Consider the following 434-nt stretch of genomic DNA (forward strand, 5'->3'; position numbering starts at 1 on the left):
TATCCGTACCGCGCAGGACCTGTCGATCTATGCCGGCCTGCCGCCGCTGGTGCGGACCGGCGACCTCTATGCCGCCGCGTTTACGCTGCGCAACGGATCGGCGAAGCCGATGACGGTGACGGCGAACGTCGACGTCTTCCCGCGCGTGGCGCAGGGCAAGCCGCTGACGGTGACGATCCCGGCGGGCGGTGCCGCTCCGGTCGCGTGGAACCTGACCGCGCCGGATGGTGTCGCTTCGCTGCGCTGGCAGGTGCGGGCACGCACATCGGACGGCCGCGCGACGGATCAGGTCACGGTGACGCAGGACGTGGTGCCTGCGGTGCCAGTGGAGGTCTGGGCGGCGACGCTGGCGCGCGTCAACGCGGGCTCGACGATCCCGATCGCGCCGCCTGCGGGCGCGCTGCCGGGCCGGGGCAGCGTCGACGTGCGCCTCG

At 73.3% G+C, this 434-nt stretch carries 1 protein-coding gene; it reads left to right on the forward strand.

Annotated elements, in window-relative coordinates:
- A partial coding sequence (locus AC0IYH_RS29450; protein WP_471837582.1) for a hypothetical protein occupies positions 1-434 on the forward strand: 434 nt, incomplete at both ends.

This window comes from Pseudomonas sp. AC463 (assembly GCF_979253585.1).